The following is a 26,093-nucleotide window of genomic DNA, read 5'->3' on the forward strand; positions in this document are numbered from 1 at the left end:
GGAGGATGGGGCCATGGATCTTGGACTGAAGGATCGTGTGTACGTCGTCACGGGAGCCACCCGGGGCCTGGGCAACGCCGCCGCGCGTGAACTCGTCGCCGACGGCGCCAAGGTGGTCGTCACCGGACGCGACGAGAAGAGCGCGGCCGACGCCGCCTCTTCCCTCGGCCCGAACGCGGTCGGCGTCGCGGCCGACAACGGGGCCGCCGAGACCCCGGCCCGGCTGATCGCCGGGGCCCGCAAGCACTTCGGCGGCTTCGACGGCATCCTGATCAGCGTCGGCGGGCCGCCGCCCGGGTTCGCCGCGGACAACACCGACGAACAGTGGATGGTGGCGTTCGAGTCGGTCTTCCTCGGTGCGGTGCGGCTGGCCCGCGCGGCCGCCGAGGAACTCGGCGAGGGCGGGGTCATCGGCTTCGTGCTCTCCGGCTCGGTGCACGAGCCGATCCCCGGACTCACCATCTCCAACGGCCTGCGTCCGGGCCTCGCGGGTTTCGCCAAGTCCCTCGCGAACGAGCTGGGTCCGCGCGGCATCCGTGTCGTCGGGCTGCTGCCGTCCCGCATCGACACGGACCGCGTCCGCCAGCTGGACGGCCTGTCCGCCGACCCCGAGGCCACCCGCGCGGCCAACGAGGCCCGCATCCCGCTGCGCCGCTACGGCACCCCGGAGGAGTTCGGCCGCACGGCCGCGTTCCTGCTCTCCCCCGCCGCCTCGTACCTGACGGGCATCATGCTTCCGGTGGACGGCGGGATGCGGGGCGGGTTCTAGGGCCTGTCCGAAGGAGCATGCCCGGGCGCGGTCGCCCGTCCGGGGCTTCGTCGAAGCGGGCGCCCGCTCAGGTCACGCGTTCGGCGCGGTGCTTGGCCCCGCGCAGCCGTACCTCCGCCGGGAGCGCGGCGAGGCCGGCCGAGTCCCGTGCGTGCGCCAGCGCCTCCACGGTCAGCAGACGCAGCGCGTGCCCGGGGTCCACGTGCGGTTCCAGCAGGAGCCGTACCCGTGCCTCGGGCAGGCCGCGCCGGCCGGTCAGCCGGACGGTCGCGCGGTCGACGCCGCCGAGGCGGGACGACTCGGCGGCCAGCACGCCCTCCAGGGCCCGTCCGCGCAGCAGCGCGCCCGCGCCGTCGCCGGTGTCGACGAACACCTCGGCGAGCCGTCGGCGCCGCACGACGGCGACCAGCCACCACAGGGCGAGCAGCAGGAGCACCGCGAGCCCGGCGATGACGACGGGCCACCACCAGCCCTGGTCCCGCCACCTGGTCCGTTCGGCGGTGCTGAGCAGCACGTCGTGCCGCCCGTCGTGGATCCACCACGACGGCGGCCGGACACCGAGTCCGACGGCGAGCACGGAGCCGCCGAGGACGAACAGCACGAGCCCGATGAAGCCGATCAGTACGCGGTTGACGATCCGCAGCACGGACCTCACCCCTTCCGTCCGGGACGCGCGACACGCACCGCCAGGGCGGGCGGGCGGGACAGTCCCAGCCCCTTGATGCCGTCGGCGAGCGTGTTGTCGAGGTCGGCGCGCACGTCGTCGAGTTCCCGGAAGTGCGCCACCGCGCGGACGTCGACCTTGCGGCGCTTCACGCGTACGCGGACCGACCGCACACCGGCGACCTCCATGGCCCGGTCGCGGAGGGTCAGCGCGGCGGCGTCCCGGTGCAGTCCGGCCCGGACGTCGGCGTGGGTGCGCCGCATCGGCAGCACGTCCCGCAGTCCCGGTGTGGCCGCGAGGACGATCAGCCAGAGCCCCACCACGGCGGCGACCGCGGCACCGGCGAGGACCGGGGTGTCGTCGAGCGGCCGTTCGGCGAGCTGCTCGGCCAGCCAGGTCCGCCAGCGCAGCGCGGACCGTCCGGCGCGCACGGCCACGACGTCGTACAGGAAGGCGCCCGCCGCGACGACGAGCAGGAACGCGAGGACGCCCGCCGGGACACGGCGCGCCGACCAGAACCGGCCCTGACGGCCGTCCGCGTCGCCGGCGGTGTCCAGCGGTTCGTAGGCGGCGGAGGAGGCGGACTGCCCGAGGGCGCCCGCGTCGTCCCCGCCGCCCCGCTTCTCCAGCAGGGGCGTCTTCCGGGTGTCCTCGGAGCCCTGGGGCTCGCTCATCGCGTCCTCCCCCGTGCCGCGCCGGGCCCGTGCGTCAGGTGCAGCCGCTCCACCTGGACGGCCACCTCGGGCACTTCCATCCCCGCCAACGCCTCTACCCGCTCGGCGACATGACGACGCACCTCGCCGCACCGGGCACCGATGTCGGTGGGGTAGCCGAGTTCGAGGCTGATCCGGATGCGGGCGCTGTGCGTCGGGGTGCCGTCCGTCCCCCCGGAGCCCGACGCCTGCCGCCGCACCACCACCGTCGCGTGCGGGGGCACCGCGTCGGCGGGCGGCGGGGGCAGCGCCTCGCGCGCCGCGCGCGAGGCGATCTTCGCGACGACACGGTCGGCGATCCGGGTGGCCCCCCGCTCGGGGGGCGGGACGGTCGCGAGGCCCGGCCGGGTCTCACCGGGCCGGTCGGCATGGCCTGGCACGCGTCACCGCCGCCGGTCGTCTCGGGCGCGGAAGAAGGTGCCGACGTCCAGGTCCCCCTCCAGGAGCCTTCCGACGACGAACCCGACGGCCCCCAGGGCGGCCACCAGGAGGAAGGCGCCGAAGCCGCCGAAGTACCCGGCGAAGCCCAGCGCCATTCCGGCGATCATGCCGATCACGGCCAAACTCATGGTGCGCTCCTCAGCGGTCGGGGGCCGTGTGATCACTCATGGTGCGGTGGCCGGTGTGTCCGGGGCGCTCCGACGGTCAGGGGGTCACTGGAGCCGCGACTCCGGCTCCTCTTCCTCTTCCTCGGGAAGCTTCACGTCACTCACCGCGATGTTGACTTCCACCACTTCGAGCCCCGTCATGCGCTCGACGGCGGTGATGACGTTCTCGCGCACGTCCCGGGCCACGTCGGCGATCGACACGCCGTAGTCGACGACGATCTCCAGGTCGAGCGCCGTCTGCAGCTCTCCGACCTCGGCCTTCACACCCCGCGTCACCGACTTGGCGGAACCGCCGGGCACCCGGTCGCGCACCGCTCCGATGGTGCGGCTCAGCCCGCTGCCCATCGTGTGGACGCCGAGCACGTCGCGGGCGGCGAGCCCGGCGATCTTCTCCACGACTCCGTCGGCGATCGTGGTCCGGCCCCGCCCGGCGGGATCTCCGCCGCCGCGCCTGACGGGCTTACGGGTCTGCTGGGACTCCTTCTCGGTGTCGGGGCTGTCCGTCCGGTCCCGCTCGGTCATGTCGGTCATCGCCGTACGTCCCTTTCGGTCGTCCTCCTCTGCTCACAGTAGGTCGGGTCGCGCGATCCCGCGCCGTGGATGGGGCACGCTGGAGCAATGACGGCGGACCGGTGGACGCAAGGGGTACGGCACCAGCTCGGGCTCGGCAGGCTCCTGCCGCTGGGGCTCGCGCTCGACGGCGCGTGGATCACGGAGGAGGCGGCCGGGGCGGTGCTGCGGCGCGGGACGGCGGCCGTGGCGGGGGTGCGGCTCGGCACGCTGCGGATCGCGCTCGCCGACCCGGACAGCCCCGGCACTCCGGCCGTGCCGCCCCCGCCCGGTGCGCTGCCGCCCGGTCCGCTGCGCGTCACCGCGGAGTTCCGGGCCTCGGTCGATCCCACGTCCCCGGGCGCCGAGCCGCTCCTGGCCGTCGCGGCCCGGCTGCGCCTGGCCGTGGTGTCCGCCGCGACGCGGCTCCTGGGCCTCGACGTCGCGGAGGTGGACCTGCGGGTGACGGATCTGCTGGAGGAGGACGGGGCGCCCGCGGCACACCCGGCGGACGTGGAACGGGGCACACCCGCGGCGGCCCCGGCCACCGGCGCCCGCGGGACGCGGACCGTCCCGTCGGCCGCCGGCGCGCGGGGGACGCGGACCGCGGTACCGGCCGCCGGCGCGCGGGAGAGCCGGGCCGTCGGCACCCGGGGGACACCGGCCCCCGCCCCGGGCGGCGGCGCGGGCTCCGTCCCCGCGCCACCCGGGGCGGGGACGGAGCCCGCGGCGGTCCCGCCCGCCGACGTGCCGACGGCGCCCGTGCCGAAGGAGCCCGAGGAACTCCGGATCGCGGCGGCGGCCCTGGCCGTCCCGGGCGTCACCCGTCTCACGGACGCCCTGGGCAGGTCGGTCCGCGTCGAGAGCACGCCCGCCACGGTCCCGGCCCTGCCGCGCCGTCACATCCGCGTCGAGCTGGAGGTCTCCGGCGACGAGCGGACGGTGGACGTGGCACGGGCGGTCAGGAGCGCGATCGCCGAGGCCGCACGGGACGCCCCGTCCGTGGCGGTCCTGGTGACCGCCGTGACCCCGAGCAGCCCGCCCCGACAACCGTGACCACCCCGAGCCGGGGCGACCCCCTCCGGGGAGCGCGGCCCACGCACGACGAAGCACCCGGCGCTGGAGGACGCGCCCCCGCGAACCGGGCACCCGGTCCCCGGGAGATCGACGTCCGCGCGGAGGGCAGGACCGCGGAGGGCAGGACGAAGAAACCGGTACGCGCCCGCGCACGACGGAACGCCCCTCGCCGAAAGGCGGAGCCCCGGGAACCCCGCCTCTGCGCGGCGGGAACGCCCGGCCTCATCGGACACCCCACCCCACAGGGGACGGGACGAAGAAACCGGTGCGTGACCCGCGCACGACGGAACGCCCCTCGCCGGAAGGCGTAAGCCCCGGGGGCCCTGACTCCGGGCGGTGGGGCGCCCGGCGTCATCGGGCGTTCCGCCGCGCGGAGGGCAGGGCGAAAAGGCTGGTGCGTGCCCGGAGGGCTACTCGCCCACGCCCGCGAGGTCGCGGAGCCTGCGCGCCTGGGACGCCCGCTCGGCGGAGCGCTGCTCCTCGTACGACCGTTCCTGGGCCCCGCGCAGCAGGGCCTTCGTCTCGATCACGGCGTCCCGCGGCGCGGCCAGCAGCGCCGCGGCCAGGTCGCCGACCGCCGCGTCGAGCTGGTCACCGGGCACGGCGAGGTTGGCGAGCCCGGTGCGCTCGGCCTCCTCGGCCAGGACGAAGCGGCCCGTGGCGCAGATCTCGAGCGCACGGGCGTAGCCCACGAGGCCGACCAGCGGGTGCGTCCCCGTGAGGTCGGGCACCAGGCCGAGGCTGGTCTCGCGCATGGCGAACTGCACGTCGTCGGCGACGACGCGCAGGTCACAGGCGAGCGCAAGCTGGAACCCCGCACCGATGGCATGCCCCTGGACGGCGGCGATGGACACGATGTCGCTGCGCCGCCACCAGGTGAACGCCTCCTGGTACTCGGCGATGGTCGCGTCGAGCTCGGCGTCGGAGCCGCGCGCGAGGTCGATGAACGACGGTTCCCCGTCGAAGCCCTCGGGCGTGAACGCCTGCCGGTCGAGTCCCGCGGAGAAGGACTGGCCCTCGGCGCGCAGGACGACCACCCGGACGGAGCCCGGCAGTGACCTCCCGGCCTGCGTCAAGGCCCGCCAGAGAGCAGGACTCTGGGCATTGCGCTTGGCCGGATTGGTCAGCGTCACCGTGGCGGTCGCGCCGTCGACAGTGAGCCGTACGCCGTCCTTGTCGAGTACCGGGTCGAGATCCTTGTCGAGCGAAGCCATGGGGCGCCTCCGATGGGTGCGGTCGGACCAGGCGCACACCCCGCGAGGACACGAGGAACGCACCTAAGTGACTGCACAGTAACCACCCGGTCGGTCACCCGACCGACCGGGTGGTCACCACCGAAGCCGATGGGGACGCCCGGCCTCAGGCCGAGGCGGCCTTCTTGCCCCGCGTCGCACCGCCACGCCCTCGGAGCGTGACGCCCGACTCGCTGAGCATCCGGTGCACGAAGCCATACGAGCGGCCGGTCTCTTCGGCCAGCGCTCGGATACTCGCACCGGAGTCGTACTTCTTCTTCAGGTCTGCCGCGAGCTTGTCGCGCGCGGCGCCGGTAACCCGGCTGCCCTTCTTCAGAGTCTCGGCCACCCGGTCCTCCTCATGGGAAGTGCGCTCTGGACTCTCATGATCACCCCTTTCGGGCGTCATGGCCACCCATTCGGCAAGGTCCGTAGGACAAGGTTTTGACGACAGGAGCCCGTCCCCACGAGTGGAATCGAGGATTCCGGGTGGTGCGGCTCGTACAGCCGAACGGGTTCCTCCGCGAAGTACCTGGTCAGCGACGCAGGACGGCCGAGCCCTTGCGAACAAAGGGCTCGGCCGTGAAATCGATGTACGACACACCTCGGTACGAGGAGATCTCACACAGATGATGGATCACGGATCGGCCGAATGATCCATACGCAGTGGATCAGTCAGTCGATCAAGCGGCACGGACCCCTCCCGGAGGCCGCGCGGGGCTCAGGCGAGGGCCACCAGGTCGGCGTAGTCGGCGCCCCACAGGTCCTCGACGCCGTCCGGCAGCAGGATGATCCGCTCCGGCTGGAGCGCCTCGACGGCGCCCTCGTCGTGGGTGACGAGGACGACGGCGCCCTTGTAGGTGCGCAGCGCGCCGAGGATCTCCTCGCGGCTGGCCGGGTCGAGGTTGTTCGTCGGCTCGTCGAGCAGCAGCACGTTCGCGGACGAGACGACGAGGGTCGCGAGCGCGAGCCGGGTCTTCTCGCCGCCGGAGAGGACGCCGGCCGGCTTGTCGACGTCGTCGCCGGAGAACAGGAACGAGCCGAGCGTCTTGCGGACCTCGACCAGGTCCAGGTCGGGGGCGGCGGAGCGCATGTTCTCCAGGACCGTGCGCTCGGGGTCGAGGGTCTCGTGCTCCTGGGCGTAGTAGCCGAGCTTGAGGCCGTGGCCCTCGACGACCTCTCCGGTGTCGGGCTTCTCGGCACCGCCGAGGAGCCGCAGGAGGGTCGTCTTGCCCGCGCCGTTCAGGCCGAGGATGACGACCCGGGAGCCCTTGTCGATGGCCAGGTCGACATCGGTGAAGATCTCCAGGGAGCCGTACGACTTCGACAGGCCCTCGGCCATGAGCGGGGTCTTGCCGCAGGGCGCGGGCTCCGGGAAGCGCAGCTTGGCGACCTTGTCGGAGACGCGGACGGACTCCAGGCCGGAGAGCAGCCGGTCGGCGCGCTTGGCCATGTTCTGCGCGGCGACCGTCTTGGTGGCCTTGGCGCGCATCTTGTCGGCCTGCGCGTTCAGTGCGGCGGCCTTCTTCTCGGCGTTCTGGCGCTCGCGCTTGCGGCGCTTCTCGTCGGCCTCGCGCTGCTGCTGGTAGAGCTTCCAGCCCATGTTGTAGACGTCGATCGTGGCGCGGTTGGCGTCCAGGTAGAACACCTTGTTGACGACCGTCTCGACGAGGTCGACGTCGTGGGAGATCACGATGAAGCCGCCGCGGTAGGTCTTCAGGTACTCGCGCAGCCAGACGATCGAGTCGGCGTCGAGGTGGTTCGTCGGCTCGTCGAGCAGCAGGGTGTCGGCGTCCGAGAAGAGGATGCGGGCCAGCTCGATGCGGCGGCGCTGACCACCGGAGAGCGTGTGCAGGGGCTGGCCGAGCACCCGGTCGGGCAGGTTGAGCGCGGCGGCGATGGTCGCGGCCTCGGCCTCCGCGGAGTACCCGCCCTTGGTCAGGAACTCCGTCTCCTGGCGCTCGTACTGCCGCAGGGCCTTCTCGCGGGTGGCGCCGGAGCCGTTCGCGATCCGCTGTTCGTTCTCGCGCATCTTGCGGATCAGGACGTCCAGGCCGCGGGCCGACAGGATGCGGTCGCGGGCGAGGACGTCGAGGTCGCCGGTGCGCGGGTCCTGCGGCAGGTAGCCGACCTCGCCGGAGCGGGCGACGGTTCCGCCGGCGGGCTGGCCCTCGCCCGCGAGGACCTTGGTGAGGGTCGTCTTGCCCGCGCCGTTGCGGCCGACCAGGCCGATGCGGTCGCCCTTCGTGATGCGGAAGGTGGCGGACTCGATGAGGATGCGGGCACCGGCGCGCAGCTCGATACCGGAGGCGGAGATCACGGTCAGGCTCCAGGGCGGGATGGATGGCGGGGTGGACGGCCGAGGACGTTCACGCCGTCTAATGCGCGAGGAGAATGGCCATGGGCCAAGTCTAACGGGGCGGTGCAACCAGTTTTCCGGTGTGTGATGTCCGGCACCTGTGATGCTCGCCCTCCCCGGGGAGCCGCACCCCCGTCGCCCGTTCGGACCGCGGGCCGGGGCCGGGGGCCGGGGAGCGTACGAGGATGGCGCCACGGAGCGACGAAAGCGGTGTGCCCATGCGGTTCGACGACGCCGGCCCGGACACCTCCGAGGCGCGGTACGCGCGCGGCGGTCGCGTCCCCGGCGGCAGGACGGCCGTCGGCGGCGGCCTCGCCTGTCTGGTCGCCCTGGCCCTGGGACTGCTCTTCGGGGTGGGTACCGACCGGCTCGGGCTCTCCTCGGACGGCGACCGGACCGAGGCGGGGGTCTCCTCCCTCGCCCAGGTGCGGCGGACCTGCCCGGAGGGGCGGGACGCCGACGCCCGGGAGGACTGCCGGGCCGTGGCGGTGGTCGACAGCGTCCAGGCCTACTGGACCCGGGAGTTCGCGCGCCGGGGAGGCGTCTACACCCGCGCCCCGGCGGTGTTCTTCAGCGGCCGGGTGAACACCGCGTGCGGTACCGCGTCGTCGTCCGCCGGGCCCTTCTACTGCCCCGGGGACCGCGAGGTCCGTCTGGACCTCGGCTTCCTCGACGACCTCCGTACGAAGCTCGGCTCCGGCGGACCGTTCGCCCAGGCCTACGTGGTGGCGCACGAGTACGGACATCACGTGCAGAACCTCACGGGCACGCTCGCCCGCTCGCGGGACGGCGCGGACGGCGACCCGGTGAAGGTGGAGCTCCAGGCCGACTGCTACGCGGGGGTCTGGGCGCGGCACGCGACCACCGCACCGCCCTCGTCGGCGGGCGAACCGTTGCTGGCCACGCTGACGGACGCCGACATCCGCGACGGCCTGGACGCGGCGGCGGCCGTCGGTGACGACCGGACCCGGACGGAGCGGCAGGGCCGGGCGGCCCCGGAGACCTGGGCGCACGGATCGGCCCAGCAGCGGCGGCAGTGGTTCTACCAGGGCTTCACCGGCGGCGACATGGCGCAGTGCGACACGTTCCGGTGAGCCGGGCGGGCGGTCCCGGGGCCACGGGGCGTCGCCGGTGACCGGTCCCGGACCGCTCCGGGGTCCGGCCCGCGGCGCTTCCCGGCCGGCTCCGGTCAGCTCCCCCCGGTGTGCACCTGGAAGGCGGCCCTGCGCACGGCCTTGGCGAGGGCGGGGTCCGGGTGGGCCGCGGCGAGCGCGACCAGCACCTGCACCGTGCGCGGGTGCCCGACCGCGCGCACCTCGTCCAGGAGCGCGGGCACGGTGGGCTGCACCGCGGACTCCAGATGACGGACGAGGAGCGGGGCCTCGCCGTGGTCGGCGACGGCGGCCGCAGTGTCGACCCACAGCCAGGTGGACTCGGCGCGGGTGAGGACCTCGTGGGCCTCCTCGGGGTCGTGGCCGTCGTGCTCGGCGAGCCACAGCAGGGCGTAGGGCCGCAGCGGGGTCTCCTCGACCACGGCGCGCACGTCCGGCTCCGCGGGGGCGCCGACCACGCGCAGCGCCTCGAAGGCGAGGCTGCGGGTGAGGGCGTCCTCGCCGCGGGCCGCGTCGAGGAGCTCGGTGACGGCGCTGCCGACCGGGCGGGCGGCGAGCCAGGCGCGGTACTCGGCGCGGGCGGCGTTGGGGCGCAGCTGGGCACAGCCGCGGAGCATGTCCGCGGCCGGCTGCTCGATGTTCCCGGCCGGGCTCTGCGCGGCGACGCAGATCTGCTCCAGCTTGACCCAGACCGCCCAGCTGCCGAGCGCGGTGAGGGTGGCCTGTCCGTCGCCGTAGGTCAGCGCGCCGACGGAGGCGAGGGCCTGCAGCGCCCATTCGAGGAGCGGGGCGAGGGGTGCGTCCGGGACCTCGGCGGGCTCCGGGGCGGGCTCGGCCGCGGGCTCGGGTCCGTAGGAGATCTCGCAGCGCTCGGTGCGCAGTTCCGTGACGCGCTGCCCGAGGAGGTCGAGGAGCTGCTCCACCGGGACGGGCCCGGCGGAGAGCTGGAGGAAGGAGAGCACCTGGGGCATCGCGGAGACGACCTCGGCGACGGCCGCGGGCTCGCGGTCCACCGGCTCGGGGTACGCGAGGGACCAGGCGTCGAAGAGGGCGACCCAGCCGCGCAGGACGGCGCTGTCGTCGCGGCTCCAGGCGCGCAGCCGCCATCCCGGGCGGGCGTCGTCGCCGTGCACCTCGATGAGGCCGGCCAGGCGGGCGGTGTCCCAGTCGGCGCGGACCCGGGCCGGGGTCAGTCCGAGGTCCGCGGCGGCCCGCTGCGCGGTGGCGTCGGAGAGGGTGCCCTTGCCGTCGGGGTTCGCGCCGTCGCGCCCCGGGCGCAGGGCGGCGTCGGCCCAGCGCGCCACGCGGGCCGCGTCGGACAGGCCGGTGCGCGCCATGCGGGCGAGTTCCGCGGGTGGCGGTGTGCCTTCCGGGGGCCTCGGTGCGGGGCGGCGGGTGCGGCGCTGGGTCACCGCTCGGGGAGCGGTCGCGAGGGACCGCGGGCTGACGAGTCGGAGCCTGGAGTCGCGCGGGTTACGGGACGTCACGGGTGCAGTCTTGCGGTTGACAGTCCGAAAACCCAAACGGAATGCCGCCGCAGGCCACGGGGGCGCCGGGAGCGGGACCCTGCCGAGGTGTCCGGCGCGCGGGAAGGAGTGCCGCGCGGAGTCGTCCGGGACCGAACCGGAAGCACGCCTCGCCCCGGCCGGAACGGCTCGGCCGGGGCCCGGGGTCCGTGCTCCCGGTGGGCCGCCGTCTCACATAAGGGGGGTGAGGAAGCGGCGCAGGGCCTCTTCGTAGCCCGCCGGGTCGGCGTTCCACATGGCGCCGTGCGGGGCGTCCGGGACGGTGTGCAGGGTGACCAGGTCGGGGCGGCTCGCGGCGAGGCGGCGGGAGGGGCCCCAGGGGGCGATGCCGTCGTCCGGGCCGTGCGCCAGCAGGGTCGGCACCTTGATCTGGTCGGGGTGCGCGGCGTGCGCGATGCGGTCCCCGCGCACGCCGGTGCGGCCCTGTGCGGCGCGCACCGCGAGCGGCAGCAGGAAACCCGGGGTGTGGCGGGCTCCGGCGAGGGCGCGCAGCGTGGTCTCCCAGTCGAGGACCGGCGAGTCCAGGACGAGCCCGCAGATCCGCTCGCGCAGCGCGGAGTGGGCGGCGGCGCGCAGGGCCATGGTGGCGCCGGTGGACCAGCCGTACAGGACGACCCGCTCGGCGCCGAACCGCACGGCGTACCGGATGGCCGCGTCGAGGTCGCGCCACTCGGTCTCGCCGAGGTGGTTCAGGCCGTCCGGCGGGCGGGGTGCCCCGAGGTCGCCCCGGTAGGCGAGGTCGAGGACGGGGAAGTGCCGGCCGTTGAGGAACTCCATCAGGTTCATGGGGTGTTCCCGGGTGGTGCCCAGGCCGTGCACGGTGATGACCCAGGTGTCACGGACGGCCGGCACGAACCAGGCGGGCAGGGCGCCGAGTTCGCCGGGTACGTCGACGTCGGCGTGCTCCAGCCCGAGGGCGGCCCCGGGGTCGCCGACGTACAGGTTCGGGGTGAGCCACACCTTGTCGCCGGGCTCCAGGGACCCGTGCGTGACGCGTTCCAGGCTGCGCACGACGGTGTCGGCGGTGTGGGGCACGGAGCTCTGGAGGGGGCCGACGACCGCGTGGGAGCCGTCGCCCGCGAGGCCGTAGGTTCCCGGGCGCCGGGAGGCGAGGGTCCTGGTGAGGGTGATGCCGCCCGCCGTCGTGGCGTGCACGGTGAGCCGGGGCTCGGTGGGCAGGGGCTTGCCGGGCCTCGTCTTCAGCGCGGCGTCGCTGGCGAACCGGCCCGCCGCCACGGAGGCCGCGCCCGCGGCTATGGCTACGGTGACGGCCGCTGCCGTGGCTCTCAGGGTGCGCACCCGACCAGTCTCCCGGGGGACCTGGCCATCGGCCAGCGGAAGGGTCCCCGGGAGTGACGGCGGGCGCTCGCCGGGCTTTCCGCACGGGGCGGGTCCGAAGCCGCGCCACCGCCCGCGGCGGCGGTCCGGCGGGGCCTCACGGCCGCTGGCCGTACCCCCGCAGCCGCTCCCCCGCCTCCTCCAGCTGGTCCGGCGAGAGCAGGGCGGGCGCGAGGCCGGGGACCGAGGCGGACAGGAGCCAGACGCGGCACATCCACTCCAGCTGGGCCGTACGGTCGTACGCCTGGTCCAGCGAGGCTCCGTGGGCGATGGTGCCGTGGTTCCGGAGGAGGCAGGCGGTGCGGCCGGCCAGCGCCCGGAGCGTGTTCTCGGCCAGCTCCGGCGTGCCGTAGGCCGCGTAGGGGGCGACGCGGACCGGGCCGCCCATGGCCGCCGCCATGTAGTGGACGAGCGGGAGTTCGGGGACCAGGAGCGAGACGGCCGTCGCGTGCGGCGCGTGGGTGTGGACGATCGCCCGCGCCTCGGTGGCGCGGTACACCGCGAGGTGCATCGGCAGTTCGCTGGTCGGGCTCAGCGAACCGAGCACCTGCCGGCCGTCGAGGCCGACGCCGGTGATGTCGTCGGGTGCCAGCCGGTCGTAGGGGACGCCCGTGGGCGTGACCAGGACGGTGTCGCCGACGCGGACCGAGACGTTGCCCGACGTGCCGACGACCAGCCCGTCGGCGACCGTGCGGCGGGCCGTCGCGACGAGCTCGTCCCAAGTCCGCCGGAGGGCGTCGCCCGTCTCCCGCTCGCCGGGCTCGCCCGCCGCCCCTGGGTGCTCGCGCCCGTCCCGTACGTCCCGGTGCCGCTCATTCATGACGCGATCCTGCCAGGAACTGCCGTCCAGGGCCCCGAACGGGCGCGTTCCGGGGCGAATACGGCCCATCAAAAGCCCATGGTTGTATGTGATTTACATCACATCACACCGATGAAACGTCCACGTAACCCCGATCGGACATTCACCGCGCTTCACACCCCGTGATCGGTCCATTACGACCCGATCCGCACCCGGACGTCACCCCTGAAGCGCACCTCCCGGCCCCCCGAACGGCGTGACGGGGGCTACAGCCTGGGCGTGACGGGGATCTCGCCGTTCAAACCTGCTCCGACCCGAACGGCCCACCGGGGTCCGGGAGCCCAAGCGGAGCACGGAATTCCGTATCCGTTCGAACCCGCCGGGCCCTCCCTCGACACAAGCGGAATGCCGGTCCACTGTTCGGGACACCATCAGGTCCGACCCAGTTCACCTTCCGTTCACCCAGGTTGCCTACGGTCCACCTGCCACTGACGTCCAACAGAAGCCTGGGTAAATGGAACACATCACGCTCCTCCTCGGAATCGTGATCGTCACCGCTCTCGTGTTCGATTTCACGAACGGTTTCCACGACACCGCCAACGCGATGGCCACCACCATCTCGACCGGCGCACTCAAGCCCAAGGTCGCGGTGGCCATGTCCGCCGCCCTCAACCTTGTCGGCGCCTTCCTCTCCGTCGAGGTCGCCAACACGATCTCCAAGGGCCTCGTCGACGAGACGGGCATCCGGCCAGAGGTGATCTTCGCCGCGCTCGTCGGCGCGATCCTCTGGAACCTGGTGACATGGCTCGTCGGACTCCCGTCCAGCTCCTCGCACGCCCTCATGGGCGGCCTGGTCGGCGCCACCATCGCCTCCGCCGGCACCGGCGCCGTGCACGGTGACGTCCTGGTCGGCAAGGTGCTCCTGCCCGCCGTCGCGGCCCCGATCGTCGCGGGCCTGGCGGCGATGGTCGCGACCCGCCTGTCGTACAAGCTCAGCGGTGACGCCGACACCAAGGCCACCAAGAAGGGCTACCGCGCCGGCCAGATAGCCTCCGCGGGCCTGGTCTCGCTGGCCCACGGCACCAACGACGCGCAGAAGACGATGGGCATCATCACCCTGGCCCTGGTCGCCGGTGGCGCCGTCGCTCCCGACTCCGACCCGCCGGTCTGGGTCATCCTCTCCGCCGGTCTCGCCATCGCGCTCGGCACCTACCTGGGCGGCTGGCGCATCATCCGCACGATGGGCAAGGGCCTGACGGACCTCCAGCCGCGTCAGGGCTTCGCCGCCCAGACCAGCGCGGCCACGGTCATCCTGGCCTCCTCGCACATCGGCTTCTCCCTCTCCACCACGCACTCGGTCTCCGGCTCCGTGATGGGCGCGGGCCTCGGCCGCAAGGGCGGTGTGGTCCGCTGGTCCACCGCGACCCGCATGGCCGTCGCCTGGGTGCTCACGCTGCCCGCCGCCGCCCTGGTCGGCGCGCTCGCCGAATGGGTGACCGGTTTCGGCACCTGGGGCACCGCGCTCGTGGCCGTCTTCCTGGTCGCGTCCAGCTTCGCGATCTGGCGCCGCTCGCGCCGCGAGGTGATCGACCACAACAACGTGAACGACACCGAGGAGCCCCCCGGTGTGGTGACGCAGGCCATCGCCGCCGTCACCCCGCCCCCGGCCGGCACCGTGGCCGAAGGCCTCACGGCCACCATCCCCGCTCCGGCCGAGTCCACGGTGACCCCGTCGGCGCCGTCGGCCGCGGCCTGAGACCCGAAGGAAGAAACAGCATGAGCATCGACTGGTCGGCCCTCGGATCCGTCTTCGGGGTCAGCCTCGGAGTGTCCGTGGCCCTCATCGCCCTCTTCACCCTCGGCGTCGCCGGCCTCTCCAAGAAGGAGACGTCCCAGGGCGGTTCCGCGGTCGCGGCGGCCACCGGCGCGTACGTCTGCTTCGCGGCCTGCGCCGCGGCGGTGGCGTACGGCATCTCTCTGATCATCACCAAGTAGCCCGTCAGGCGCGGCCCGGAACCGGGTCGCGCCGAGCGGACCGCGCGTGGGGCGCGGGACGGATCACCGTCCCGCGCCCCACGCGTATGTGGGCCTGCGCACACTGTCCCTCCGCAGGTCAAGAGCCAGTTGACGGCCGTTCACACCCCGTGGTGGACTGCCGGAGCCAAGTACGGCGGCATGAGAGGAAGCCGGTGCGAATCCGGCGCGGTCCCGCCACTGTCATCGGGGAAGGAACTCCCCGGGAGCCAGGAACTCTCACCGCCGGTCTCGTCGAACCAGGGCGTGGACACCCTGAGTGAGGACATATCGCCATGCGCGGCTGCCCGTTGCCCGTTCCGCTGAGTACGAAGGTTCCGCCGCACCCCACGGCCGGCTGACCCCGTGCGTGCCGATCGCGTCTTCGCGTACGGTGCCGCCGCCGGCCTCCTCGGCGACCTGCTGCTCGGCGATCCCCGCCGGGGGCATCCGGTCGCCGCGTTCGGGCGGGCCGCCGCTGCCGTGGAGCGGACCCTGTGGCGCGACCACCGCGGGTGGGGCGCCCTGCACACCGCCGTCTGCGTGGGCGGAGCCACCGGACTCGCCGCGCTCGCGAGCCGCAGCGTCCGCACCTCGCCCACCGCTTCGATCTCCCTGACCGCCGCCGCCACCTGGGCCGTCGTCGGAGGCACCTCCCTCGGCCGCGAGGCGCGGGCGGTCGGCGGCGCGCTCGCGGCCGGTGACCTCGGCGTGGCCCGGGAGCGGCTGCCGCACCTGTGCGGACGCGACCCGCAGGCGCTGGACGCCGACGGCGTCGCGCGCGCCGTCGTGGAGTCCGTCGCCGAGAACACCTCCGACGCCGTCGTGGGCGCCCTGGTCTGGGGCGCCGTCGCCGGCGTGCCCGGGCTCGTCGCCTTCCGCGCCGTGAACACCCTCGACGCCATGGTCGGACACAAGTCCCCCCGCCACCGGCGCTACGGCTGGGCCTCGGCCCGGCTCGACGACCTCGCGGGCTGGCCGGGCGCCCGGCTGACCGCCGTCCTCGCCGCCGCGGCCGGACCCGACCCGCGCGGCGCCCTGCGCGCCTGGCGCGCGGACGCCCACCGGCACCCGAGCCCCAACGCCGGGCCCGTGGAGGCCTCGTTCGCGGGCGCGCTCGGCGTGCGGCTCGGCGGCACCCTCTCGTACGGCGGACGGGTCGAGCACCGGCCCGTGCTGGGCGGCACGGGCCGCGCCGTCCAGGTCCACGACATCGAACGGGCCGTACGGCTCTCCCGGCGCGTCGGCTGGCTCGCGCTCGGGGTGAGCGCCGTCGCCCGGGTCCTGCTCAGCCGAACCGGACGGGTTTTGTCCACCAGGAAGGGACGCACCGCATGAGCGGCGGGCTGCTGATCGCCGGGACCACCTCCGACGCCGGGAAGAGCGTCGTGACCGCCGGGATCTGCCGGTGGCTGGTACGCCAGGGCGTCAAGGTCGCGCCCTTCAAGGCGCAGAACATGTCCCTGAACTCGTTCGTGACCCGCGAGGGCGCCGAGATCGGGCGGGCACAGGCCATGCAGGCGCAGGCCGCCCGCGTGGAGCCGACCGCGCTGATGAATCCCGTGCTGCTCAAGCCGGGCGGCGACCGCACCAGCCAGGTCGTCCTGATGGGCAGGCCGGTGGGCGAGATGAGCGCGCGCGGGTTCTTCGGAACGGCCGGACCCTCGGATCAGCCGGCGCCGGGCGGCGCGTCTGCCGGGGACAGACTGCGCGGGGGGCGCCAGGAGGCACTCCTCGCGACCGTCCTCGACTGTCTGGCGCAGTTGCGGGGCACGTATGACGCGGTGATCTGTGAAGGAGCCGGCAGCCCGGCCGAGATCAACCTGCGGCGCACCGACATCGTGAACATGGGGGTGGCGCGGAACGCGGGGCTCCCCGTGCTCGTCGTCGGCGACATCGACCGGGGCGGGGTGTTCGCCTCGTTCTTCGGGACGGTCGCGCTGCTGTCCCCCGAGGACCAGGCACTCGTCGCCGGGTTCCTCGTCAACAAGTTCCGCGGTGACGTCAGCCTGCTGGAGCCGGGCCTCGACATGCTGCACGGCCTCACCGGGCGGCGCACGTACGGCGTCCTGCCGTTCCGGCACGGGCTCGGCATCGACGAGGAGGACGGCCTGCGCGTCTCGCTGCGCGGGGCCGTCCGCGAGTCGGCGGTCTCCTCCCCCGTCGGCGAGGACGTCCTGCGGGTCGCGGTCTGCGCGGTCCCGCTGATGTCCAACTTCACCGACGTGGACGCGCTGGCCGCCGAACCCGGCGTCGTCGTGCGGTTCGTGGACCGGGCCGAGGAACTGGCCGACGCCGATCTGGTCGTCGTGCCCGGCACCCGCGGCACGGTCAAGGCGCTCCGGTGGCTGCGCGAGCGCGGCCTCGCGGACGCGATCGCGCACCGGGCCGCCGAGGGACGGCCCGTCCTCGGCGTCTGCGGCGGCTACCAGCTCCTCGGCGAACACATCGAGGACGAGGTCGAGTCCCGCGCCGGTCATGTCGACGGGCTCGGACTCCTGCCCGTGCGCGTGCGGTTCGCCCGGGAGAAGACCCTGGCACGGCCGGTCGGCGAGGCCCTCGGCGAGCACGTCGAGGGGTACGAGATCCATCACGGCGTCGCCGAGGTGACCGGCGGCGAGACGTTCATGTCCGACGCCGCCGGCCGGGGCCTAGACGGCTGCCGGGTCGGCGCCGTGTGGGGCACGCACTGGCACGGATCACTGGAGTCGGACGGTTTCCGGCGGGCCTTCCTGCGCGAGGTGGCCGCCGCCGCGGGCCGCCGCTTCGTGCCGGCCCCCGACACGTCGTTCGCGGCGCTGCGCGAGGAGCAGCTGGACCGGCTCGGCGACCTGATCGAGGAACACGCGGACACGGACGCGCTGTGGCGGCTCATCGAGTCCGGCGCGCCGCAAGGACTGCCCTTCATCCCCCCGGGAGCACCCGCATGAGCACTGTGTTGTTGTTGTCGACCGCCGACACGGACCTGCTGGCGGCCCGCGCCAGCGGCGCCGCCTACCGGATCGGCAACCCGACCCGGGTGGACGTCGCCGGTGAACTCCCCGCGCTCGTCGAGGGCGCGGACCTGGCCGTCGTACGGCTGCTGGGCGGCAAGCGGGCCTGGGAGGACGGGCTGGCCTTCCTGAAGGCGTCCGGGATCCCGACCGTGCTGCTGGGCGGCGAGTCCGTACCGGACGCCGAGCTGATGGCCGAGTCGTCGGTGCCTGCCGGTGTGGTCGCCGAGGCGCTGCGCTATCTCGTCGAGGGCGGTCCGGCCAACCTCGGGGAGCTGGCCCGGTTCCTCTCCGACACCGTGCTGCTGACGGGCGAGGGCTTCGAGGAGCCGCACCGGACCGCGGAGTTCGGCGTGCACGGCGAGCGCCCCTTCACCGAGGGCAGGCCGACGGTCGGCGTGCTGTTCTACCGGGCGCACGAACTGTCCGGGAACACCGCGTTCGTGGACACCCTGTGCGACGCGATCGAGGCACGCGGCGCCAACGCCCTCCCCGTGTACTGCGGTTCGCTGCGCGGAGCCGACCCGGGCCTGTACGAGATCCTCGGCCGGGCCGACGCGCTCGTGGCCACGGTCCTCGCCGCGGGCGGCACCCACGCCTCGGAGGCGTCCGCGGGCGGCGACGAGGAGGCCTGGGACATCGGGGCGCTCGCCGACCTCGACGTCCCGGTGCTCCAGGGCCTGTGCCTGACCTCGTCGAAGAGCGCCTGGGACGCCTCGGACGCCGCTCTGTCCCCCATGGACGCGGCGATGCAGGTGGCCATCCCGGAGTTCGACGGCCGTCTGATCACCGTGCCGTTCTCGTTCAAGGAGCAGGGCCCCGACGACGTCCCGGTGTACGTCGCCGACCCCGAGCGGGCCGCCCGGGTCGCCGGGATCGCCCTGCGGCACGCCCGGCTGAAGCACAAGCCCAACGCGGAGAAGAAGCTCGGGATCGTCTTCACCGCCTACCCGACCAAGCACTCGCGGGTCGGCAACGCCGTCGGTCTCGACACCCCCGCCTCCGCCGTGCGGGTCCTCGACGCGCTCCGCGACGCGGGCTACGCCCTCACCGAATACCCCGACGACGGCGACGAGTTGATCCACCGGCTGATCGCCGCCGGCGGCCACGACGTCGAGTGGCTGACCGAGGAGCAGCTCGCCGCCGCCCCGGCGCGCGTGCCGCTCGCCGACTACCGGGCCTGGTTCGACACCCTCGACCCCGCGCTGCGCGAGGGCATGCTGGAGGCCTGGGGCGAGCCGCCGGGCTCCCTCTACGTGGACGGCGACGACATCGTGCTCGCCTGCCTGGAGTTCGGGAACGTCGTCGTGATGATCCAGCCGCCGCGCGGCTTCGGCGAGAACCCGATCGCGATCTACCACGACCCCGACATGCCGCCGTCGCACCACTACATGGCCGCCTACCGCTGGCTGGAGGCCGCGACATCGGAGGGGGGTTTCGGCGCGGACGCGGTCGTCCACATGGGCAAGCACGGCACGATGGAGTGGCTGCCGGGCAAGGGGCTCGGGCTCAGCGGCGGCTGCGCGCCCGACGCCGTCCTCGGTGAACTCCCCCTGGTCTACCCGTTCATCGTCAACGACCCCGGTGAGGGCACGCAGGCCAAGCGCCGCGGGCACGCCACCGTCGTCGACCACCTCGTCCCGCCGATGGCCCGCGCCGACACCTACGGCGACCTCGCGAAGCTGGAGCAGCTCCTCGACGAGTACGCCCTGGTCTCCGACCTGGACCCGGCCAAGGCCCCGGCCGTGCGCGCGCAGATCTGGACGCTGGTCAAGGCGGCCGAGCTCCACCACGACCTGCACGTCGACGAGCAGCCGGACGACGGCGACTTCGACGAGTTCGTGATGCACATCGACGGCTACCTGTGCGAGATCAAGGACGTGCAGATCCGCGACGGTCTGCACGTCCTGGGGGGCGGCCCGGAGGCCGAGCCGCGGGTGAACCTCGTGCTCGCCGTGCTGCGCGCCTCGCAGGTGTGGGGCGGCACGGCGAACGCCCTGCCCGGTCTGCGCGCCGCGCTCGCGGAGCACTTCGGCCTGGTGGAGAAGGAGTTGCTGGCCGAGCCGGGCGCTCCGGTGAAGGCGCCCGTCGAGCTGACGGACCTCGTGGAGGGCCCGGCCCGGACGGCGGCCGACGCGATCGACCTGCTGGAGCAGCTGTGCCGCCGGGCGGCGCTCGGCATGGAGGAGCGCGGCTGGGACCCGGCCGCGGTCCCGGCGCTGGTGCGCGACCTCCTCGGTGCCGAACTCCCCGACGCCGTCGCGGTGCTGGAGTTCGCGTGCCGCGAGGTCGTGCCGCGGCTCGCCCGGACGACGGACGAGATCGCGCACATCCTCAAGGCCCTGGACGGCGGTTACGTCCCGGCGGGCCCCTCGGGCTCACCCACCCGCGGGCTCGTCAACGTCCTGCCGACCGGCCGCAACTTCTACTCCGTCGACCCCAAGGCCATCCCGTCCCGGCTGAGCTGGGAGGTCGGCCAGTCCCTCGCGGACTCGCTCGTGCAGCGCTACCTCCAGGACACCGGTGACTACCCGACGTCCGTCGGGCTGACGGTGTGGGGCACGTCCGCCATGCGCACCCAGGGCGACGACATCGCGGAGATCCTCGCGCTGCTCGGCTGCCGCCCGGTGTGGGACGACGCCTCGCGCCGGGTCACCGGCTTCGAGATCGTGTCCCTGGAGGAGCTGGGCCGCCCGCGCATCGACGTCACGGTCCGCATCTCGGGCTTCTTCCGGGACGCGTTCCCGCACGTGGTCGGGCTGATCGACGACGCCGTACGGGCGGTCGCCGAGCTGGACGAGCCCGCGGACCGCAACTTCGTCCGCGCGCACGCCGACGAGGACACCGCCGAGCACGGTGACCGGCGGCGCGCCACCTCCCGCATCTTCGGCTCCAAGCCGGGCGCGTACGGCGCCGGGCTGCTGCCGCTGATCGACGCGCGCAACTGGCGCAGCGACGCGGATCTGGCCGAGGTGTACGCCGTCTGGGGCGGATACGCGTACGGGCGTGGGCTGGACGGGCGGGCGGCGCGCGGCGACATGGAGACGGCGTTCCGGCGGATCGCGGTGGCGGCCAAGAACGTCGACACCCGCGAGCACGACCTCGTCGACGCGGACGACTACTTCCAGTACCACGGCGGCATGGTCGCGATGGTCCGCCACCTCACCGGGGCCTCCCCCGAGGCGTACGTGGGCGACTCCGCCGTACCGGACCAGGTGAAGACGCGCACGCTGGGCGAGGAGACGCACCGGGTCTTCCGGGCCCGGGTGGTCAACCCCCGCTGGATGGCGGCGATGCGCCGGCACGGCTACAAGGGCGCCTTCGAGATGGCGGCGACCGTGGACTACCTCTTCGGGTACGACGCGACAGCCGGGGTCGTGGACGACTGGATGTACGAGAAGTTGTCGGCCGAGTACGTGTTCTCGCCCGAGAACCAGGAGTTCATGCGGAAGTCCAACCCGTGGGCGCTGCGCGGGATCACAGAACGGCTGCTGGAGGCGGCGGACCGGGGCCTGTGGGCCGAGCCGGACGCGGACACCCTGGAGCGGCTGCGCGCCACCTATCTGGAGCTCGAAGGCGACCTGGAGGGCGACGACCAGTGAGCACCCCCTTCCCGTTCACGGCCGTCGTCGGCCAGGACGATCTGCGGCTCGCGCTGCTGCTGAACGCCGTCTCGCCCGCCGTGGGCGGTGTGCTGGTCCGCGGCGAGAAGGGCACCGCCAAGTCGACCGCCGTGCGCGCCCTTTCGGCGCTGCTGCCGGAGGTGGACGTCGTCTCCGGGTGCCGTTTCTCCTGCGCCCCCGGCTCCCCCGACCCCGTCTGCCCGGACGGGCCGCACGAGGCGGGCACCGGCGCACGACGCCCCGCCCGCATGGTCGAGTTGCCCGTCGGTGCCTCCGAGGACCGGCTGGTGGGCGCCCTGGACATCGAGCGGGCGCTCGCGGAGGGCGTGAAGGCCTTCGAGCCGGGACTGCTCGCCGACGCGCACCGCGGGATCCTGTACGTCGACGAGGTCAATCTGCTCCACGACCACCTGGTCGACCTGCTGTTGGACGCGGCCGCGATGGGCGCCTCGTACGTCGAGCGCGAGGGCGTCTCCGTACGGCACGCCGCGCGGTTCCTGCTCGTCGGGACCATGAACCCGGAGGAGGGCGAACTCAGGCCCCAACTCCTCGACCGGTTCGGGCTGACCGTCGAGGTGGCCGCCTCGCGGGAGCCCGACCAGCGGGTGGAGGTCGTACGGCGGCGCCTCGCGTACGACGACGACCCGGCCGGCTTCGCCGCGCGCTGGGCCGGTGAGGAGGCCGGCGTACGGGCACGGATCGTGGCGGCCCGCGCGCTGCTGCCCTCCGTGCGGCTCGGCGACGGCGCGCTGCGGCAGATCGCGGCGACCTGCGCGGCCTTCGAGGTGGACGGCATGCGCGCCGACATCGTGATGGCCAGGACCGCGACCGCGCTGGCCGCCTGGGCGGGGCGCACCGACGTGCTCGCCGAGGACGTACGGCAGGCGGCGCTGCTCGCGCTGCCGCACCGGCGGCGACGCAACCCCTTCGATGCCCCGGGCCTCGACGAGGACAAGCTCGACGAGACGCTGGAGGAGTTCTCCGGCGACGACGAGCCCGATCCCGGGCCCGATGGCGGCGGGCCGGGCGGGGGCGGCGGACAGCCCGCGCCGGACGCCGGTCCGCAGGGCGGTGACACGGCCGCCCGGCCCGAGACCGGTGAGGACGGCGAGCCGCGGGCGTCCGGTTCCGCGGAGCAGTCCCCCGCCCGCGCCGGCGAGCCCTTCCGCGCGAAGGTGCTGAGCGTGCCCGGGATCGGCGAGGGTGCCGCCGGGCGGCGTTCGCGGGCGCGGACCGAGCACGGGCGGACGACGGGGGCCCGGCGGCCGCAGGGGAAGCTGTCCAAGCTGCATCTGGCGGCCACCGTCCAGGCGGCGGCACCCCATCAGCGGGCGCGGGGCCGCTCCGGGCCGGGGCTGGTGGTGCGCCGGGACGATCTGCGGCAGGCGAACCGCGAGGGCCGTGAGGGCAACCTCGTGCTGTTCGTCGTGGACGCCTCCGGGTCCATGGCGGCCCGGCAGCGCATGAGTGCCGTGAAGGGTGCCGTGCTGTCGCTGCTGCTCGACGCCTACCAGCGGCGGGACAAGGTGGGCCTGGTGACCTTCCGCGGGTCGGCCGCCGAGGTCGCGCTGCCGCCCACCTCGTCCGTGGACGCGGCCGCCGCCCGGCTGGAGTCGCTGCCGACGGGTGGCCGCACCCCGCTGGCGGCCGGGCTGCTGAAGGCGCACGACGTGCTGCGGGTGGAGCGGCTGCGGGACGCGGCACGGCGTCCGCTGGTCGTCGTGGTGACGGACGGCCGGGCCACCGGTGGTCCGGAGCCGGTCGCCCTCGCCGGGCGTGCGGCACGGTTGTTCGCGGCCGGGGGCGTGGCCTCCGTCGTCGTGGACTGCGAGTCGGGGCCGGTGCGGCTGGGGCTCGCGGGGCGGCTCGCGGGTGAGCTGGGCGGCACGGCCGTGACGCTGGACGAGCTGCGGGCGGACAGCATCGCCGGACTGGTGAAGGACGTACAGAGGAGGGCCGCGTAGTGCCGCAGGGACAGCCGAGTGTCGTACCGGACGACGGACTGACGACCCGTCAGCGTCGCAACCGGCCGCTGGTCGTCGTGCACACGGGGATCGGCAAGGGCAAGTCCACCGCCGCGTTCGGGCTCGCGCTGCGCGCCTGGAACCAGGGGTGGCCCATCGGGGTGTTCCAGTTCGTCAAGTCGGCGAAGTGGAAGGTCGGTGAGGAGAACGCGCTGCGGGTGCTCGGCGCCTCCGGCGAGGGCGGGTCCGTCGACTGGCACAAGATGGGCGAGGGCTGGTCCTGGGTCCAGCGCGACGCGCAGATGGACAACGAGGAGAAGGCCCGCGAGGGCTGGGAGCAGGTCAAGCGCGACCTCGCCGCCGAGACGTACCGGCTGTACGTGCTCGACGAGTTCGCGTACCCGATGCACTGGGGCTGGATCGACACCGACGAGGTCGTCGCGGTGCTGCGGGACCGGCCGGGGACCCAGCACGTGGTGATCACCGGGCGCAACGCCCCGGAGGAACTGGTGGACTTCGCCGATCTGGTGACCGACATGTCCAAGGTCAAGCATCCGATGGACGCCGGCCAGAAGGGCCAGAGGGGCATCGAGTGGTGACGTCCTCGTCCGTACCCCGGCTGGTCGTCGCCGCGCCCTCCTCGGGCAGCGGCAAGACCACCGTCGCCACGGGGCTGATGGCGGCCTTCGCCGGGCGGGGGCTCGCCGTGTCCCCGCACAAGGTGGGGCCCGACTACATCGACCCCGGGTACCACGCTCTCGCCACCGGGCGCGTGGGACGCAATCTCGACGCGTACCTGTGCGGGCCGGAGCTGATCGGGCCGCTGTTCGCGCACGGGGCGCGCGGCTGCGACCTCGCGGTCGTCGAGGGCGTGATGGGGCTGTACGACGGGGCCGCGGGCGAGGGGGAACTCGCGTCCACGGCGCAGGTGGCGAAGCTGCTGCGGGCGCCGGTGGTGCTGGTCGTCGACGCGTCCTCGCAGGCGCGGTCCGTGGCCGCGCTGGTGCACGGGTTCGCCTCCTGGGACCCCGGGGTGCGGGTCGCCGGGGTGATCCTCAACAAGGTGGGGTCCGACCGGCACGAGGCCATGCTCCGGGAGGCGCTGGACGCGTCCGGGGTGCCGGTGCTCGGTGTGCTGCGGCGGGCGCCGCAGGTGGACACGCCGTCGCGGCACCTCGGTCTGGTACCGGTCGCCGAGCGGCGGACGGAGGCGGTGGAGGCGGTCGCCGCCATGGCCGCGCAGGTGCGCGCCGGGTGCGATCTGGACGCGTTGTTCGCGCTGGCGCGCGGTGCCGGTGCGGTGCCGGGTGCGGCCTGGGACCCGGCCGAGGCCGTCGAGCCGTCCGTCCACGGCCACCCGACCCGCCCGGCCGGCCGGCGGGCGCCCGTGGTGGCCGTCGCCGGTGGGGAGGCGTTCACCTTCTCCTACGCCGAGCACGCCGAGCTGCTCACCGCCGCCGGCGCCGAGGTCGTCACCTTCGATCCGCTCCGTGACGAGCGGCTGCCGGACGGGACGGACGGACTGGTCGTCGGCGGCGGCTTCCCCGAGGTGTACGCGGCCGAGCTGTCCGCCAACGAGCCGCTGCGCGAGGCCGTCGCGGCCCTCGCGGAGTCGGGCGCCCCCGTGGCCGCCGAGTGCGCCGGGCTGCTCTACCTGTGCCGGGAACTGGACGGGCGGCCGATGTGCGGGGTGCTCGACGCGAGGGCCCGGATGGACGAGCGGCTGACCCTCGGCTACCGGGACGCCGTGGCCCTCGGCGACAGCGTGCTCGCCGCGGCCGGCACCCGGATGCGCGGGCACGAGTTCCACCGGACGGTCGTGGAGCCGGGCGCCGGGGCGTCCCCCGCCTGGGGGATGCGCGCCCCCGAGCGGCGCGTCGAAGGTTTCGTGCAGCAGGGCGTGCACGCGAGTTATCTGCACACGCACTGGGCGTCCGAGCCCGGTGTGGTCCGTCGGTTCGTCGAGAGGTGCCTGGCGTCATGAGCAGCAAGCTGATCGGGGTCGGGGTCGGCCCCGGCGACCCGGAGCTGGTGACCGTCAAGGGCGTCAACGCCTTGCGCGCCGCGGACGTCGTCGTCGTCCCCGTCATGGCCGCACCCGATGGGAAGGACGGGGGCGAGCGCGGGCGGGCCGAGGCGACCGTGCTGCACTACGTGCCCGAGCAGAAGGTCGTCCGGGTGGTGTTCGCGCTCAACGAGCGCAGCGACCGGGGGCGGCGCGAGGCCGCCTGGGACGCCGCCGGGAAGCGGGTCGCGGATCTGCTCGGCCGGCACGGCACGGTCGCCTTCGCCACGATCGGCGACCCCAACGTGTACTCGACGTTCACGTATCTCGCCCACACGATCGGGGAGCTGGTTCCCGGCACGGTCGTGGAGACCGTACCGGGCATCACCGCCATGCAGGACCTCGCGGCGCGGTCGGGTGCCGTCCTCACCGAGGGGACCGAGCCGCTCACGCTCGTCCCGGTGACCGCGGGGGCGGCCGTGCTCAAGGACGCGCTGAACGGGCCCGGCACGGTGGTCGCGTACAAGTTCGGGCGGCAGGCCGCCGAGGTGGCCGAGGCGCTGCGGGACAGCGGGCGGATCGACGACGCCGTCTGGGGGTCGGCGCTCGGCCTGGAGGACGAGTCGATCCGGTCGGCCGCCGAGCTCGACGGGGAGCCGCTGCCGTACCTCTCGACGCTCATCGCGCCCGCGCGCCGGGACGGGACACGCGGTGGAAAGCTGTGACGACCCCCGTCCGCCCGGCGGGCC

The 26,093-nt window shown here is 74.2% G+C and carries 23 protein-coding genes and 1 riboswitch; of the genes, 12 read left to right on the forward strand and 11 right to left on the reverse strand.

All coding sequences use genetic code 11. The features are described from left to right. Positions 1 to 13 precede the first annotated feature (13 nt). Complete coding sequence (locus ACICHK_RS10675; protein WP_406836701.1) at positions 14 to 769, forward strand: SDR family oxidoreductase; 756 nt, start codon at positions 14 to 16, stop codon at positions 767 to 769. A 67-nt stretch (positions 770 to 836) separates the two neighbouring features. On the opposite strand, the gene amaP is transcribed toward ACICHK_RS10675, so the two are convergent. From amaP to ACICHK_RS10700, 5 genes are all read right to left on the reverse strand, one after another. After that, the gene (gene amaP / locus ACICHK_RS10680) at positions 837 to 1,424 is read right to left on the reverse strand and encodes an alkaline shock response membrane anchor protein AmaP (protein ID WP_406836702.1); all 588 of its coding nucleotides are present in this window, start codon (positions 1,422 to 1,424) and stop codon (positions 837 to 839) included. Then, positions 1,421 to 2,107, reverse strand: a complete 687-nt coding sequence (locus tag ACICHK_RS10685; RefSeq protein WP_406836703.1) for a DUF6286 domain-containing protein — start codon at positions 2,105 to 2,107, stop codon at positions 1,421 to 1,423. Before ACICHK_RS10685 ends, amaP begins: the two co-directional genes overlap by 4 nt. After that, positions 2,104 to 2,526 carry an Asp23/Gls24 family envelope stress response protein gene (locus tag ACICHK_RS10690; RefSeq protein WP_406836704.1) on the reverse strand — a complete coding sequence of 141 codons (423 nt, stop codon included), beginning with the start codon at positions 2,524 to 2,526 and terminating at the stop codon, positions 2,104 to 2,106. Before ACICHK_RS10690 ends, ACICHK_RS10685 begins: the two co-directional genes overlap by 4 nt. A 3-nt stretch (positions 2,527 to 2,529) precedes the next feature. Further along, positions 2,530 to 2,715 (reverse strand): hypothetical protein, encoded by a 186-nt coding sequence (locus ACICHK_RS10695; RefSeq protein ID WP_151470422.1) that lies wholly within the window; start codon positions 2,713 to 2,715, stop codon positions 2,530 to 2,532. 84 nt (positions 2,716 to 2,799) lie between these two features. Beyond that, the gene (locus tag ACICHK_RS10700; protein ID WP_406836705.1) at positions 2,800 to 3,285 is read right to left on the reverse strand and encodes an Asp23/Gls24 family envelope stress response protein; all 486 of its coding nucleotides are present in this window, start codon (positions 3,283 to 3,285) and stop codon (positions 2,800 to 2,802) included. 87 nt (positions 3,286 to 3,372) lie between these two features. Between ACICHK_RS10700 and ACICHK_RS10705 the strand changes: the two genes are divergently transcribed. Continuing rightward, positions 3,373 to 4,359, forward strand: coding sequence for a hypothetical protein (locus ACICHK_RS10705; RefSeq protein WP_406836706.1), 987 nt, complete (start codon positions 3,373 to 3,375; stop codon positions 4,357 to 4,359). Between the two features lie 431 nt (positions 4,360 to 4,790). On the opposite strand, the gene ACICHK_RS10710 is transcribed toward ACICHK_RS10705, so the two are convergent. The 3 genes from ACICHK_RS10710 to ACICHK_RS10720 form a co-directional block, all read right to left on the reverse strand. After that, the gene (locus tag ACICHK_RS10710) at positions 4,791 to 5,594 is read right to left on the reverse strand and encodes an enoyl-CoA hydratase/isomerase family protein (RefSeq protein WP_151470419.1); all 804 of its coding nucleotides are present in this window, start codon (positions 5,592 to 5,594) and stop codon (positions 4,791 to 4,793) included. Positions 5,595 to 5,739: 145 nt separating this feature from the next. Then, positions 5,740 to 5,961, reverse strand: coding sequence for a helix-turn-helix domain-containing protein (locus ACICHK_RS10715; protein WP_006123601.1), 222 nt, complete (start codon positions 5,959 to 5,961; stop codon positions 5,740 to 5,742). 372 nt (positions 5,962 to 6,333) lie between these two features. Beyond that, the gene (locus ACICHK_RS10720; RefSeq protein ID WP_151470418.1) at positions 6,334 to 7,932 is read right to left on the reverse strand and encodes an ABC-F family ATP-binding cassette domain-containing protein; all 1,599 of its coding nucleotides are present in this window, start codon (positions 7,930 to 7,932) and stop codon (positions 6,334 to 6,336) included. A gap of 257 nt (positions 7,933 to 8,189) precedes the next feature. On the opposite strand from ACICHK_RS10720, the gene ACICHK_RS10725 reads away from it, so the two are divergent. Then, on the forward strand, positions 8,190 to 9,065 hold the full coding sequence (locus ACICHK_RS10725) for a neutral zinc metallopeptidase (RefSeq protein ID WP_406836707.1): 876 nt from the start codon (positions 8,190 to 8,192) through the stop codon (positions 9,063 to 9,065). 95 nt (positions 9,066 to 9,160) lie between these two features. On the opposite strand, the gene ACICHK_RS10730 is transcribed toward ACICHK_RS10725, so the two are convergent. The 3 genes from ACICHK_RS10730 to ACICHK_RS10740 form a co-directional block, all read right to left on the reverse strand. Further along, positions 9,161 to 10,570 (reverse strand): hypothetical protein, encoded by a 1,410-nt coding sequence (locus ACICHK_RS10730; protein ID WP_192582467.1) that lies wholly within the window; start codon positions 10,568 to 10,570, stop codon positions 9,161 to 9,163. Between the two features lie 210 nt (positions 10,571 to 10,780). Next, complete coding sequence (locus ACICHK_RS10735) at positions 10,781 to 11,908, reverse strand: S9 family peptidase (protein WP_151470417.1); 1,128 nt, start codon at positions 11,906 to 11,908, stop codon at positions 10,781 to 10,783. A 136-nt stretch (positions 11,909 to 12,044) separates the two neighbouring features. Next, the gene (locus ACICHK_RS10740; RefSeq protein WP_406836708.1) at positions 12,045 to 12,767 is read right to left on the reverse strand and encodes a class II aldolase/adducin family protein; all 723 of its coding nucleotides are present in this window, start codon (positions 12,765 to 12,767) and stop codon (positions 12,045 to 12,047) included. A gap of 493 nt (positions 12,768 to 13,260) precedes the next feature. On the opposite strand from ACICHK_RS10740, the gene ACICHK_RS10745 reads away from it, so the two are divergent. From ACICHK_RS10745 to cobI, 9 genes are all read left to right on the forward strand, one after another. Further along, positions 13,261 to 14,502, forward strand: a complete 1,242-nt coding sequence (locus tag ACICHK_RS10745; RefSeq protein ID WP_406836709.1) for an anion permease — start codon at positions 13,261 to 13,263, stop codon at positions 14,500 to 14,502. 20 nt (positions 14,503 to 14,522) lie between these two features. Further along, positions 14,523 to 14,741 carry a hypothetical protein gene (locus ACICHK_RS10750; protein WP_151470414.1) on the forward strand — a complete coding sequence of 73 codons (219 nt, stop codon included), beginning with the start codon at positions 14,523 to 14,525 and terminating at the stop codon, positions 14,739 to 14,741. A gap of 135 nt (positions 14,742 to 14,876) precedes the next feature. Then, a riboswitch (cobalamin riboswitch) is annotated at positions 14,877 to 15,020 on the forward strand. 105 nt (positions 15,021 to 15,125) lie between these two features. Beyond that, positions 15,126 to 16,097: a cobalamin biosynthesis protein gene (locus ACICHK_RS10755; RefSeq protein WP_406836710.1), complete on the forward strand. Its 972-nt coding sequence runs from the start codon at positions 15,126 to 15,128 to the stop codon at positions 16,095 to 16,097. Next, on the forward strand, positions 16,094 to 17,689 hold the full coding sequence (locus ACICHK_RS10760; RefSeq protein ID WP_406836711.1) for a cobyric acid synthase: 1,596 nt from the start codon (positions 16,094 to 16,096) through the stop codon (positions 17,687 to 17,689). The genes ACICHK_RS10755 and ACICHK_RS10760 overlap by 4 nt, the downstream gene beginning before the upstream one ends. Next, positions 17,686 to 21,354, forward strand: coding sequence for a cobaltochelatase subunit CobN (gene cobN, locus ACICHK_RS10765; RefSeq protein WP_406836712.1), 3,669 nt, complete (start codon positions 17,686 to 17,688; stop codon positions 21,352 to 21,354). Before ACICHK_RS10760 ends, cobN begins: the two co-directional genes overlap by 4 nt. Then, a complete protein-coding gene (locus tag ACICHK_RS10770) occupies positions 21,351 to 23,339 on the forward strand; it encodes a putative cobaltochelatase (protein ID WP_406836713.1) in 1,989 nt (662 codons plus the stop codon). The genes cobN and ACICHK_RS10770 overlap by 4 nt, the downstream gene beginning before the upstream one ends. Beyond that, positions 23,339 to 23,938 (forward strand): cob(I)yrinic acid a,c-diamide adenosyltransferase, encoded by a 600-nt coding sequence (gene cobO, locus ACICHK_RS10775; protein ID WP_151470409.1) that lies wholly within the window; start codon positions 23,339 to 23,341, stop codon positions 23,936 to 23,938. The genes ACICHK_RS10770 and cobO overlap by 1 nt, the downstream gene beginning before the upstream one ends. Continuing rightward, a complete protein-coding gene (locus ACICHK_RS10780; protein ID WP_406836714.1) occupies positions 23,932 to 25,323 on the forward strand; it encodes a cobyrinate a,c-diamide synthase in 1,392 nt (463 codons plus the stop codon). The genes cobO and ACICHK_RS10780 overlap by 7 nt, the downstream gene beginning before the upstream one ends. Then, positions 25,320 to 26,069: a precorrin-2 C(20)-methyltransferase gene (gene cobI / locus ACICHK_RS10785; RefSeq protein WP_406836715.1), complete on the forward strand. Its 750-nt coding sequence runs from the start codon at positions 25,320 to 25,322 to the stop codon at positions 26,067 to 26,069. Before ACICHK_RS10780 ends, cobI begins: the two co-directional genes overlap by 4 nt. The last annotated feature ends 24 nt before the right edge of the window (positions 26,070 to 26,093 follow it).

Source organism: Streptomyces sp. AHU1, from assembly GCF_045343905.1.
Lineage (GTDB): Bacteria > Actinomycetota > Actinomycetes > Streptomycetales > Streptomycetaceae > Streptomyces > Streptomyces triticiradicis.